We start from the raw sequence: 12,885 nt of genomic DNA, 5'->3' as shown, positions 1-12,885 counted from the left end.
CTTTCGCGTTCGCAAGCGTATCTTGAGGCGTTTGCATTTGTGAGGCGTTGGTTGGTTGTCTGGTTGGTTTATTGGCGGGACATAAAACTGCTATCCGACGACGGACGCAGCCGAATCCTCAGTCACTGAACCGCGATGGCTGGTGACGACTACGGGTTCGGCTTACTGAATCCGGTGCTGTTGTAGATCTCGACATCGACGGCTTCGGGCCGGTTGAGCACGTCTTCGCCGACAAACGTCTCGACAGACCCTTCCCAGTCGGGTGTCCGCGAGGGGATGTCCATCTCGTTGTAGAGGCGAAGCCAGATAGACTGATCTTCGAACGCCTCAAGGTCAGTCGGGACCGTCTGGAACATCGCTTCCGAGGCAACGAGGACAGCCTTCCGTTTCATCCGTGAGAGGGCGACGTTGAACCGCCGGGGATCGAGCAGGAAGTCTGCACCACGGTAGATCGCCCCTGGATCGCTCGCTGTCATCGAAACGAACATCAGGTCTCGCTCACCGCCCTGGAATTTCTCGACAGTATTCACCAGATAGCCGTCGTCAACGCGGTTCTGGAGCGCGGCTCGCTGGCGACGATAGGGCACGACAACTCCGCCAGTGAGGTCATCGTCATCGGCCTCTGACTCCTCCTTGACGGCCACCTCGTCCGTCATTGCGCCCACGAGTGCCTGCTCGACAGGGTTGATATCGGTGGCCTGGTCGTCGTGGTGGACAATCACTGACAGCCGACTTGAGGGGTCTAACGCGTATGGAACCCCGATCTGGCCGTCTGAATCAGTTGTGGTATCCTGGCTGATGACATTACTTTGGGTTACCCGGGGAAGACGCGAGACTTGGCTCTCGGGACGCCCCTCTAGGATAATCCCGTCGCCAGGGTAGTAGATGAGCCGCGACAGTAGGTTTGCGATCGATTCTGGCAGTCGGTAAGTCTTCAGCAGCCGGTGAAGCGGTACCTCGTCGTCAACCTGCGCGATGTTCGGCGGATCACGTGCAAGGTAGCTGACGTCCTCAAGTTCGTCCCTGAGGAACCGAACGATGTCGAGCGCCGACAACGCTGGCGTGTGATTTTCGACCGTCCGGCGGTCCTCCTTGGGCCAGTCATGCTGCTGGATCGGTGGCAGCTGACGATGGTCGCCGGCGAGTTGCACTTGCCCCATCTTGGTAACGAAGGATCCCAGGAGGAACAGCAACGGCAGGTCCATCATTGAGGCTTCATCGACGAGGGCGTACTGGAACAGCGCCGCGTTACCGTTCTCGATGAGTTGGTCCGCTCCCTCGCCGTCAATAGCGCCTTCCTTGGCCATTTTATCCACAAAGCCCCGGATCGTCATGGGTGGACCGAACACGAGCATTGGCCCGTCGTTGCCTTCGAGATGCTCCTCGAACAGGTCAGCGAGAGTCTCTCTATCGTTACTGTAACTGTAGTGACTGATGAACTCTCCCTCGACGTATTCGCTCCCGCTGGGGTCACTACCAGGGTGCAACCGCAGCAGTCGGACCGACTGTGACAGCGAGCCTACATCATCGAGAGTTTCAAGCACGTCGTTTACATCGTCCAGCACCTCATCGACGGCGTCGTGAGCGTGGGCCGAGACGACGCCGGTGAAGGCGTCATCGCCGCTGTAGCTAAGCGCTCGTGCGACGGCTGCCGGGGCGACTGTGTATGTCTTCCCGGTGCCTGGCGGGCCCTGTAGACCGGTCAGTTTCTGGTTAGTGTCGCGCACGAAGCCGTCCTGTCCACGGTAGGGCTCGGTTTCCGTATTGAACCCATTTTTCCAGTGGGTGTCAATGTCATCGATGATGTTTCCGAGGCTTGTGCCGTCGTACGGAGGGGTATAGTGGTGTCGTTGCATGGTTATCGGTTGTAGAGATCCGCGATGTGCTCGTACAGGCTGTTCCCCGACTGACCCGGCTGGGCCTCGGCAGCACGCTCTAGAGCCGTGAAGGCTCGCATCTTATCCAGGGAATCAGCAAAGGTGTCGAGGACATACACCCGGCCGGCCTGGAAGTAGGTCGTCACGTTGTCAGGCGTCGGATTCGGAGCCGGCCCGCTCGCTATCCCATCAAGCACCTCGGGGGACCGATGCCAGGTGACACAGGGATCGTCTTTGCTCAGCCAATCGCCGATTTCTTGGAGTTCGACCGTGCCCGCTTCCTTGTCGAACTCCTCGATTTTCACCACTGTTGAGTGAATTAGACGCGCCCGGTCACCGTCTGAGAACGGTCGGATGCGCGGCGGTGATTGACTGAGGTCCACTTCGCTAAGGACCATCCAGTCACCCTGTTCGACGGACTGCGGTATCGTCCGACCTGACCCGTCCCCGATACCGATGGTCGTCGGATCGATCACCTCGCCAGCGAGGAAAGAGTTGGTGATGAAGTCCGGATAGCCATCGACGCTTTCCTCCCATGCGGAGGTTGCCTCGAACACCAGCGACCGTCCTGATTCGACGCGCTCGTCAAGCGGTCGCCGATATTGGTACACGGCTGCGTCGATACCGGTGTCGTGCTCCAGCAGGGCGTACTCCTGGACGGTCGTGGCCAGAGATCCTTCCTGTCGGCCGATGTCGGTGAGCTGGGAAACGTCTAAAGGTGCCTTCGGAACTTTGGCATCCTTGCCGGTATCGTCGTACCGACTGTCCGCCGCTGGCACCTCGATTCCCCGTTCGATGTGAGCAAGCGCCGCTGCCATACGTTGCAGGAGTGTCTCGATGTCCTTCTGTCGAACCCGCTCCTGCTGGGCCTCCGTCCGGTACTGGTATCGACGGATTGCTCGCTCTTCTTCTGGTGAAGTAGCCCAGTGCGGTGTTAGTTTGTTGTGTTCGGCCCAGATGTACGCCGCTGGGAGCGTCGTCGGATGACGGTTCGCCAGTGGGTACGATCCCCCGAACTGATTCTCGGCCCTACCGCTGACCGTATCGGGACTGCCTCCATGATTGATCGAGACTGAGCTGCCTACTGTCGAGTAGTCTACCGCGACCTCGAAAAAGTCGGCCGCGAAGATCTCAGTTAGCGACGGTTCGGAGCCGTGCTGTCCGTACGGGGAGATGTCCCAGCCGAACCAGCCATTGCCGTCGTAGAATTGTGCGACCGTCTGCACCAACCCCAGTCCAATCGCTCGCATAGCGAATCGCTGGCGAAGGTCGCGCGAGAGAACTGAGACCATTTCCTGGTCCGGAACGTCGGTCGTGTCGCGCCCGGAAATTGCACCACGAAGCCCGAGCAGGGAGCGCACCGCCGTTGCCTCACGAAGGCTCTCATGGCGTCGAACCGCATCCATAAGGGCCTGACGCTGGCGCTCATCGTAGAAGTACAGGTGCGGGAACCCATCATATGGGTCGTAGGCGTTTCCATCCGTATCTGTCTCGCCGCTAATATCCGGCGCTAACTGCTCAATGGTTCTCCCCAACTGCTTGAAGAACCGGTGAAGCAGCGACTGTTCGTGAATCTCCTTTGGCTGCTCGTCCCGAGGGAGCCGATTTGGATATGCGACAACCGAGTCCTCACCCTCACTACTTGTGACGTAGGCTGCCAGCGCCGCGACGCAGTCTCGGACCGGATCGGGAACGACGATGAGGAAGACCTTGATCAGCGAATCCGCCGGGTATTGCTCATCGCCGACGTGGGTGGGATCATCGGCCGGGAGGCCGTAGCCCGAGCCCTGAATGGCAGCTGGCCAGTAGTCATTATTGGTTGGATCGACTTCGTCAACGAACCGCGCCGCACCGACACAGAGCTGCCTAAGATTGTTGATGTTGGTCCGTTCCCGAATTTCCTCCACAATGTCCACAATCGGCCGTCCGTGTAGGGTGCCGTCAGCGAACGAGATGTCTTCCCACTCATCAACCTCGCCGTAGCGCCACACGTCCGAGAGATTGATCAGCGCAGCGAGGTCGGACAGGTTTTCGACTCCGATATCTATGAGTGCCTCCTGAAGACCCTCGTCGAGCTGGAGCAGCCCCAGACCAAGCCCATCGGTCTCAAGTTCGTGGGTAAGGCACACTTGCTCGTGCTGGCACGCGGCACAGCGCGGGCCGAGGCGGCGCTGCATCTTGTCATAGTTACCGTCGATTGCCTCCGTCAGCCGGCCATCCGACGCTAACGCCGCATCGAGCGTTGCACTCATAGTGCCGAACTCGAAGGTTTCGAGGTCTGCTAGGGCCGTGGTCGTCAGCGACTGCTCCGGGTTGAGGATTGCACCAGTGAGGTCCACATCAACCGAGAGGCTATCGACCGCCTGTTGGATGAGTTGCGCGTATACCGTCGCCTGTACACGGTGTTCGGTCCGCTTAGTCACCGACGATTTGGCCTCCAGGATGTAGATTTGGATATCGTAGGGATCGTTGGGCTCACCGGGAACAAGTACGATGAGATCGGCTTTTCCTATTACGGGCCAGTCGCCGATCTCTCCGAGCAGTTTCGCTTGCCAGGCGACGGTCGGCCGGGCAGTGGGATCGTCGGCCGCCACTTCCTGAACCAGTTCTGCGAATTCGACGGTGGCGTCTGCGTAGTCGTCAGCCCAGGAGCCATCGGTAGACGGGCCATCGGTGGGAATCCCATGATCGGTGGTCGGCCCGTATACCCGGTCTGCGGTGCTGCCGATCATCGAGAGCTGTTCTTGCTCGAACTCTCGTCCGACTGCCAGGTACAGCGGGTTAGTCAGCGGCTTGCTGTACGTCTTCCCGGCAATACGCTGTCCCTTGGGATTCTCCTCTAGGTTCGCGTAAGGTGCACACTGCTCCACCCCGAAGTATTTCGCAATGAATCCCGCACTGATGGGATTCCGCGGCGAAGTAATCGACGGCAGTGAAGGGGATTTTCCCCGAGTCATGTGTCGTTTTCGCGCACACATTCGCGGGGGCAATCGTTAGTTCTCAAGCGGAGCGCGGTTGAAACGTGCTGGTCAAATGCCTGTTCGTCTCTCCTGTTAATCGTCGTATTAGTGAATTTTCTATCAATCACGATCGTGATGTGTTGTCAGCGGTGCTCACGGCCTGCAGCCGACTCGAAGTGCTGACAGTCCCCGAGTGATCAGAAAGCGGTACACTGACGAGTTGCCATCCTCGTCGTCCCAGACGGATTACCACGATGAAGGGGGTCCACCGGCTGGGGCCCGGCCAGCAACTTTGTGCGGCCGTCCAAATGGTTAGCACCAATACGAGGCTTGTTCACCCCGCGGACGGGACAGACCACGATTTTGTGGCTGCTGCGGGTCGCCACCAAGCACTAGTAGGTCACCAGAAGTTCCCTACCAGAACTGATGGCGGTTCGTGACGGTGAATCTCGCTGAGGTAATGGACTCGCAGAGGTACCCCTCTTCAATTGCGCAGAGGTGTCCCTCACGATCCCGGGCCTGCCGAGCAGATGTCAGCTGCTCGTAGCGAGCTATCGCCACGGGAAGGGGCGTACCAGAGTCCTGTGGGCTGGGACGAGCGAGCGTGTTCATTCACGCGGCACACGGTTCGAGCGCGAACCGATTCAACACGCGATGCGGTGCGAACGCAGGCCCCCTATAGCACAGGACCAAAATTTTTGGTCATGCCATCGCAGTCACATTTATTCCAAGAAGCAGCGGATGGCGAAGGCTATTTACCTGTAGGACGCCTTGTCTAAACCACAGCAAGGCACTACGGTGGTGCCATCGTGCTGGCTTGTCAGCCCGTCCATCCTTCCTGCCAGGGCCAGTATGGGCGGGCGCGTCATAACTTTCCGAGTAGTGTCACCTCCGTTGTACCTCAACCGTAGAGGCGAGGGCATAAAAAAGTTCGCCCCGAGATTATTGCTTTAGAAGCTATGAGATGCCCGATTTCAGAGGAATTGGTCTGCAGTGGTACGTATATAATCGAGTGGTTTTGTCGGAGTGATTATCCGATAATGACAAAATAAAATTGTATATTAGATTCTGCCAATAGTTGCTGAGCCTACCGCATCCGAACTTTGGAGATGATACTTCTATTACTATTTGAAAATTGTCGGTAGTTAGTACGGACTAAAAAGATGCGAAATTATATCTGGTGCCTGGCTAATAGTGGCGCCAATATCAATTACTATTTCAAATCAGATTTGATCTGAGTGTGAATTTAGGGTTAGTAGAGGGTCCACGAGGCATTTTTGCGGTTGATTCGATTAGGGGGTAACCTTAGAAACTCGCTGGAAAATTTTTCTCTCCATTCGTCCTCGGTAGTATATAGCAAGGCTACTGCCAATTATGGCAGATATTATATGTGTAGCTTGAGCTGTCAACCCCTCCCATCCAATATAACTATAAGAAAACAGGTATTACTCGGTTATCTTGTCCAGTGGTGGATGGTTCTCTATAAAAAGGCAGCTGTATTTGCCCTCTCAATCGATGAACTCGAAACCCGTGATTACCAGCCACTTGTCCACGTGCCTGGCTCGCATCAAGATACGTACGCGGATGTCTTGGATCGGTGCGAAACTCACCAGATCACGATTGGTGGGCGGTACCCGGATGTGCTGGGGTTCACGCATGCTGATCGCGTGTTCGCTGTTGAGGTGAAGGGGTCGAGCGGGTTACTCCGCGGGATCGGGCAGGCGCTCACGTACCAGCAGGGGGCGCACGTCTCGTACCTCGCGGCGGCTGCCGACACTGTTGAGCAACACACTGATTTACTCCGATCGAAGGGTGTTGGTGTGATTGGCGCGACGGACGACGGAGTGACGCGGTGGTCGAGTCCGCCGACCTCGGAGTCACACGAGCACGTCGTGGATATTGAGGGGCAACTGTCGGTTCGACTGCGTCGCAGTGACATCGCCGGTGATATTGCGAGTCTCTCGCTTGCCCAACCACTGAATTATCTCGCGCCTGTCGTCGCAGTCGATCAGCACGGCCCGTTGGCTGGCGATGAGTTAGCGGATATGATCGAAGCCGAGTACGGCTTCGGCGCAGGTACCCAGGCAACGCGGAGTGCGCTGTCACTCGGACTGTTGGAGGGTACTGATCGATTCACGCTAACTGACCAGGGTGAACTCGCAGCGACAGTGCTTCACGGCTGCGGAATTTCGACACTCGAAGAACTCGATGCCGTCAAGAGTGATGTCGGGCGATCGACGGTCGCCGCGGAGCACCAGCCGCTCGCCATTCTACTTCGGAACTGCTACGAGCGACACCCCGAATTCCGGTTGATGCTCGACGCGCTGCGGAAGGAGGGCCCGCGGATTCATTTCCCTGGCTTAGTTCGTCGTTTGGTTCACGAGTACCCGAACGTCTTCCTGAACACGTTCTGCACACAAACTGGCCGAACGCGAGCCCGAGAGTTAATCGAGGCAGGCCAAACACCCCGAATCTACGAGGAGGAGGCTGTCTGGAAGGACATTATTCGAACGAACGTGCTATTCAATTTCGTGCAGCAGCTCAAGCATATCGGCGTGCTCGACGCGAAAACACGCAGTCACAGTGGGAAGATCAGTGAGTACGACCCAGATGCGAAGCCGTGGTTGTTGCGAGAAGACCGGTGAAATGTGAGGGGTGGTCTGGTCGGTGGGTTTCGGGATGTCGAATCTCCGGGAAATCCTGTTTTCATGGGAGAAGAAACTCGGAATCAGAGGTTTCAGTCACGTAGAATCTCAGAAAGGGATTCAGCAATTCGGTCAACGTTGTCTTCGTCGATTACTCCGGCTACCCGTCCGGATAACATTGGACTGTACTCTGTTACTTCTTGCTCGCCAACTCCGTACCAGAGCGGCAAGATGATATCTGTGTTATCGTTTTCGCGCGACATCAACCCTTCCAGTTCCTCCTCAGGCCACTGTTTACCGAAATACGCCTCTGACAAGATGATTATTCCGTGGTTTGAGTTAGCCAATCCGTCATCGATCGACCGCCGTAACCGATTCCCGATCTGGAGTTCAAACTCGTCGAACCAAACATCGAATCCCCGGTCACGCAGTTCATTAGCGAGGGGCCGGGCGACTGGATCCTTGTCCTCGCCAGCGTGAGAGATAAACACATCGTAGGAATTTTCCGCTGATTCATTGCCGACATTATCCCGGCTCTCTTGGCCCTCCACTGTCTCCTCGGGTTCGCCGCTACCTCTTTCGTTCATTCCCGGGCAGCCACCGGACATTTCATCGTATCGCTCAAATCCTGGTATAGTAAGTTGAAATCCAGAATAGGTTCCTGACCTCTCCCTATAATAGACTAGTCCCTCATCTTTGAGCTGTTGCATTCGAGTCGCTACCGTTTGGTCACTGAGATTGAAGTCATACAAGGTCAGGATATCGTGTACCTCTGATATCGGTACAGCGCCATAACCGTTGCAGGCTGAAATCCAGTAGACTGCCAGCCCCACCAGATCCTGCTGAGTGTCATAATCAGATTGATCGGCGAATTCGGGGAACATATTCACAATACGTGACTAATCAGTTGCCGAGATAATGAAACCACGGTTACCTAATCCCCTGTCTAGAGTGACACAACGCAGTCCCTTGGCTGCTCTAGAGGGGCCGGGTTAGCGCGACCGAAAGGGTTAATATCTTTGTGTACTTGTGCACGTACATATGTCCCGCCCACAGATATCGGACGATCTCACTCAGGTCGTCGAGGAGATCCACAGGGAGGAAACCGGAACAAGGTCCAGTAGTTTCGAGGAAGCATTGAAAACTGTTGTCCAGATGGCTGATCAGGGCCTTGGAGAAGACGGGTGGTATCCTGGAAAGTACGCTGGAAAAGCCTTCGAACGGGTCTTAGGAGGCAATAACGCTGACTCCTCCAGGCGGAACCGTGTGCAACAGCAGGCCTCCCTAGTCTCCCAGTTATCGGTGGTTGATCCCGACCGGCAGGCAGTATTCAAGCAAATCCTTGAGGATGACTACACGATCACTATCCCTGAAGCCGAGCGGACAGCTTTAGGCTTGACGCCGGGAGAAGTATTGCAGGTCATCGCTTACCCCGCCGGGTCATCCGACAACGATTCGGAAGAGGAAAACAGCGATGAGTAGTCCCGGTATGCCTGGACCCGGCGATTTTACCAGCAGTTCGAGTAACTACGTCCCAGCCAAGATTTCGTTTATGGAGTGGCTGCAAGAGGAGGCTCGGAAGCGAGGGTACGACCCAGAACTTGACCGATACAACCGTGTTCTCTATGAGCGGCCATTTGTTGCTGTCAGGACTCGGGCGAGTGTCCACCAGCATTCACCGTTCAAGTTCAAGGTCAACGATGAGGTCAACGCGGATGTTTCCGAGTTCCAGAATGCGTATTCTGTCGTACTTGATCTACATTCTCCGTTCGATTTCGACCCATCGCTGGACGACTTCTACCCCTTGACCTTGACGTACTACCGGGTGACGACGAACCGGGATAGGAATGGGGACTACCCGGTCGGCATTTATCTCGAAGACAAACGAGTCAATCGCTACAAAAACTCGGTCGACTACCTGTTCCCACCCGCTGATTCTGAGAGCAAAGACTCTGACTTCAGTCCTGGACTGGATGACTCCGGTGATTGGCAAAATCGGATGTCGGATCAGACGCGCAGGCTCAACGATATTGCCCAGAATCTTACGCAAGAATAAGATTCATCGATCCCGGTTGTGCGTCTGGTCGTGTATTAGGTTCACCGATCACTTCCCTATCCATTTACCGGTGTACAATGTAGATATGCCAAGGAGGAGCAACGATATACATCGGAGTTGACGGCTATGTGGTCGGGTGGGTCACGGTTTGCTATGATAACGAGGGGTATACTGAGACACGCCTGTACGCGGACATCGAAGAATTCTGGGATAATCACGGCGAATCCGCGGAGACGATTTTGATCGACATCCCGATTGGGCTCAAGGAAGATTCGAACGCGAAACGACCCTGCGACGATGTAGCCCGAGAGAAACTCAGCCCGAACCGGCACTCTAGCGTATTCCCTGTTCCAGTGAGGGACGCCGTCTATGCGGATAATTATGAAGCCGCGACGGCGGCGCAAGAACGGAAAACCGATTGGAGTCTTGGTGTCCTAAGGTCGATCTGCCAAGTCGGTGTTGGTGCTCGAAAGGTCGACGAGGTTCACCGGCAGCATTGAATTCTCAGTCTTATCTGTGTAGATAGTCGCTTGCTTAAATCTATCTTTCAGATGTCGTCGTGGACGTCAAAACCGATTTCGAAATGCCTGTTTCTAAATTCCTCTACCTCTCGTGTCCAGTCAGACTCTCCATCAAAGAACTCGATGACATATGGGTTATACTTGAAAAACAAACCTGCAACCCTCTGATAATCCGGGATAGCACCGGACTCAGAATCTAGCTTGAATACCTTATACCGGTCACAGAGATCCTTGAAGATATTATCTTCAGTGAATTGCTGTCTGTGACGCTCTAGAAACGCATCTCTACTCGGGTATTCCCGGATCGCGCCATCCAGATGATAGCACTCAGTGAGGTCTTCATTGGTAATCGCGTGGAGGTACCGAGTGTAGTAGTCGATATTCCGCCCCCGATACGAGGTACTCAGATCCAGCATCGTGCCTTTGATCGGCAGTGTTTCTTCGATATGCAGAATCCATTGATCATCTCTCTGTTCGAAAAGGAACTCGGTCTTGTCGTAGAAACCGTCCCCATAGGTCTGACCGCCGTGCGATGAAACATGGGTTATCCCATCGGATTCTCTTATTCTTTGAAGCGACTCTGGACCATCCCAATGTTCGAAGAGAAGCATTTGCCGAGTCGTTTCTGGTAACCCAAGCTGGTCCAAAGAGAACAGCATTTTCAGCTGTACGTCTTCGTGATTGTTGTTCAAAAGATAAGTTGTAAAGTGAAAATTCGAGACGATCGGTGCAGCGAAGATCAGGTAGTGGTCTTGGTATTCAAAGCCATCCTTATTGAAATTAGCATTAGAAGGTACTTCGATTAGGTTCTGGTCCTCTTCTTCGAGCACCTCTGGATATGTCTCGGGAACTATATCGTCTCTGCGTTCGACCGCTATATCCCAACGGTAAAATTTCTGTACCCGGTCTGGGTCAAGTGAAACCCCTCTCACTATTTCGTTCCCCAAGATATGGTGTACTTCTTCGTCCTTCTCAGCTAACTCCTTCAGAATCTGATGCTCCTCCTCTAACTCATCAGGTACAAATTCGTATCTGCGAAGATTTCTTACGGGGACATTGTGTTCCTCGCATAGACTTTGAACCTTAGAGAGCTGGTTCTCGAATTCAGATGAAATACCGCTCATGAGATAGAGCCCGCTTCATACTGCAGTGGAATAGATATTTCTGTATTGGTATTACAGCTGGGGACTGGATGCGTTTGTTGATGGCTCAGATTGATATTGTTCGCTTCTGATTAGTGATGGTATGACCGGGAGCAAGGCTTTGAGTCACAACTGGACGATCAGCGGGTTCATCGACGAATTGATCGAATACGGCAATGTCCAATCCGAAGAGATCTATCTCACAAACCAGAAGAAGTGCTCTAACGTGGGAAACGATCCTTTCGAGGGTGCCGAGGCTGAGGCACGTCAACGCTGTATGGAATATCTCTGAGGCGAGATCGAATACTTGGAACCAGAGGTCGTGCTGATCTGCGGTTCAAAGCCTATCCAGTATTTCAACGATGAGTTCGGGCTTTCCTTGTCGACTCAAACCGGGAATGATGCTGGAGCATTCGAAGTGAAGGAAGAACTGACATTTGTGACGGCTCCCAACTTTGGTTATTACCGCCAGAACATCGGCAGATACAGTGACTACGCTGACACTGAGGAGTTCTTCAGGTTCGTTGGCAAACACCTCAACGATTGAACCCTCCGAATGTATCCAGATCTTGGTTCACTCTTGGATACCACTTTAGCCTAGATTTATTGCCTCTTGTGTGCTATAATATAGCATGGGAAATCGATTTACTGGGGCTTGTGATGCTGAACTCATGAACGTGCGAGGTGACCTGAGACAGGATGAATTGACGCGGTTAGAGGCGGAAGATGAATTAATGCGGCGTGAAGAACAGCTTCTTGAAGATGCTGCCAACCTCGAATGGCAGCAGCAACAACTGGAGGAGCAGGAAGAGAGGGAACGAATTGCAGAAGCGTTCCAGTTTGCCGAGGAGAATTGGGCTACGTGCGAAAGCTGCGGGAAGCTCGGGTTGGAGTATTGCTGCATCAATCCGGAATGCGATGAGTCACCGTTCCAAGATAGCTAAGCGCGACCGGTCGATCTTATTACGCCTGCATTTAACCGAACCACCACAGTGGGTGACGATATGAGTGAAGACTCGGAGCCAACTTTCCAGCTTACGATTAATGCGGTAGAGAAATTCGAGATGGATCTGCTCAACGAATCTCATGAGGATGGAGACCAAAGCTGCGAAGTAATACTGAAGGTCGGCGACGAAGAGAAGAACCGGTTCACATGTGACGTCGACAAGGCGGTACAATGTCTGCGTACTCTCCAGGAAAAAGGGCTGGCAAAGTAAGTCCCAAAAACAGTGCCCGCTAGTCCTGAAAGCCGGGATTTCGGGTTTAAGCCAGCCGAACCCAGTTGAGGTAGCCGTTGACGTCACCGCCACATACAGTATCGAATGTTCTCAGGAAACATGGTCTCAAGCCCCTACCACTAGCGCAAGAAAGAGAAGCGCATACCCGACAATGATCAGGAGTACACCGCCGATTAGGAAATTATCTATCCCAATTACAGGGACCGGAATTTCATACGCCAAGAAGAGAGTGAACGGGAACATGAATAATGCGCCCAGCATCGTCACTGCTACAGCTAGCAGTCCGTACTGGACATGCAACCGGTTCACGAACTGAACAAGCGCGTCGTCTGAACGGATGCGACGACACTTCATCGCTGGCCTTTCTTTACACGGAGGGGATTCAAATTGGATCGAAACCGTGTAATTTTGTCTGTCGGTGGGCGCTCCTGAGGTCACTTGTACTA

12 protein-coding genes are annotated in these 12,885 nt (G+C 54.3%); 8 read left to right on the top strand and 4 right to left on the bottom strand.

Translation table 11 applies throughout. From position 1 onward, the window contains the following. Window positions 1-149 precede the first annotated feature (149 nt). Both MUH00_RS09835 and MUH00_RS09830 read right to left on the bottom strand, forming a co-directional pair. Complete coding sequence (locus MUH00_RS09835) at window positions 150-1,856, bottom strand: DEAD/DEAH box helicase (RefSeq protein ID WP_246997963.1); 1,707 nt, start codon at window positions 1,854-1,856, stop codon at window positions 150-152. 2 nt (window positions 1,857-1,858) lie between these two features. Then, entirely contained in the window at window positions 1,859-4,834 is a 2,976-nt protein-coding gene (locus tag MUH00_RS09830; RefSeq protein ID WP_246997961.1) for a hypothetical protein, read from the bottom strand. A gap of 1,475 nt (window positions 4,835-6,309) precedes the next feature. On the opposite strand from MUH00_RS09830, the gene MUH00_RS09825 reads away from it, so the two are divergent. Beyond that, window positions 6,310-7,482, top strand: a complete 1,173-nt coding sequence (locus MUH00_RS09825) for a hypothetical protein (protein ID WP_246997960.1) — start codon at window positions 6,310-6,312, stop codon at window positions 7,480-7,482. A 92-nt stretch (window positions 7,483-7,574) separates the two neighbouring features. On the opposite strand, the gene MUH00_RS09820 is transcribed toward MUH00_RS09825, so the two are convergent. Continuing rightward, entirely contained in the window at window positions 7,575-8,366 is a 792-nt protein-coding gene (locus MUH00_RS09820; protein ID WP_247003943.1) for a toll/interleukin-1 receptor domain-containing protein, read from the bottom strand. Between the two features lie 157 nt (window positions 8,367-8,523). Between MUH00_RS09820 and MUH00_RS09815 the strand changes: the two genes are divergently transcribed. The 3 genes from MUH00_RS09815 to MUH00_RS23200 all read left to right on the top strand — a co-directional run bounded on the left by MUH00_RS09815 (window position 8,524) and on the right by MUH00_RS23200 (window position 10,038). Further along, complete coding sequence (locus MUH00_RS09815; RefSeq protein ID WP_246997958.1) at window positions 8,524-8,964, top strand: hypothetical protein; 441 nt, start codon at window positions 8,524-8,526, stop codon at window positions 8,962-8,964. A gap of 7 nt (window positions 8,965-8,971) precedes the next feature. Next, window positions 8,972-9,538, top strand: a complete 567-nt coding sequence (locus MUH00_RS09810; RefSeq protein WP_246997956.1) for a hypothetical protein — start codon at window positions 8,972-8,974, stop codon at window positions 9,536-9,538. 128 nt (window positions 9,539-9,666) lie between these two features. Next, window positions 9,667-10,038 (top strand): DUF429 domain-containing protein, encoded by a 372-nt coding sequence (locus tag MUH00_RS23200; RefSeq protein ID WP_425603004.1) that lies wholly within the window; start codon window positions 9,667-9,669, stop codon window positions 10,036-10,038. Window positions 10,039-10,085: 47 nt separating this feature from the next. Here the strand turns inward: MUH00_RS23200 and MUH00_RS09805 are convergent, their stop codons facing one another. Continuing rightward, a complete protein-coding gene (locus MUH00_RS09805) occupies window positions 10,086-11,183 on the bottom strand; it encodes a hypothetical protein (protein WP_246997954.1) in 1,098 nt (365 codons plus the stop codon). Between the two features lie 121 nt (window positions 11,184-11,304). Between MUH00_RS09805 and MUH00_RS09800 the strand changes: the two genes are divergently transcribed. The 4 genes from MUH00_RS09800 (at window position 11,305) to MUH00_RS09785 (ending at window position 12,418) form a co-directional block, all read left to right on the top strand. Continuing rightward, on the top strand, window positions 11,305-11,493 hold the full coding sequence (locus tag MUH00_RS09800; protein ID WP_246997952.1) for a hypothetical protein: 189 nt from the start codon (window positions 11,305-11,307) through the stop codon (window positions 11,491-11,493). 15 nt (window positions 11,494-11,508) lie between these two features. Then, window positions 11,509-11,748, top strand: a complete 240-nt coding sequence (locus MUH00_RS09795) for a hypothetical protein (protein WP_246997950.1) — start codon at window positions 11,509-11,511, stop codon at window positions 11,746-11,748. Between the two features lie 85 nt (window positions 11,749-11,833). Further along, window positions 11,834-12,145, top strand: coding sequence for a hypothetical protein (locus MUH00_RS09790; RefSeq protein WP_246997948.1), 312 nt, complete (start codon window positions 11,834-11,836; stop codon window positions 12,143-12,145). Window positions 12,146-12,205: 60 nt separating this feature from the next. After that, window positions 12,206-12,418, top strand: a complete 213-nt coding sequence (locus tag MUH00_RS09785) for a hypothetical protein (protein ID WP_246997947.1) — start codon at window positions 12,206-12,208, stop codon at window positions 12,416-12,418. Window positions 12,419-12,885: the final 467 nt, after the last annotated feature.

It is taken from the genome of Halosolutus gelatinilyticus (assembly GCF_023028105.1).
In the GTDB taxonomy this organism is placed as follows: domain Archaea; phylum Halobacteriota; class Halobacteria; order Halobacteriales; family Natrialbaceae; genus Halosolutus; species Halosolutus gelatinilyticus.
The sequence above is the reverse complement of the archived record's forward strand: the minus strand, read 5'-3'. Positions and strand labels throughout refer to the sequence as shown.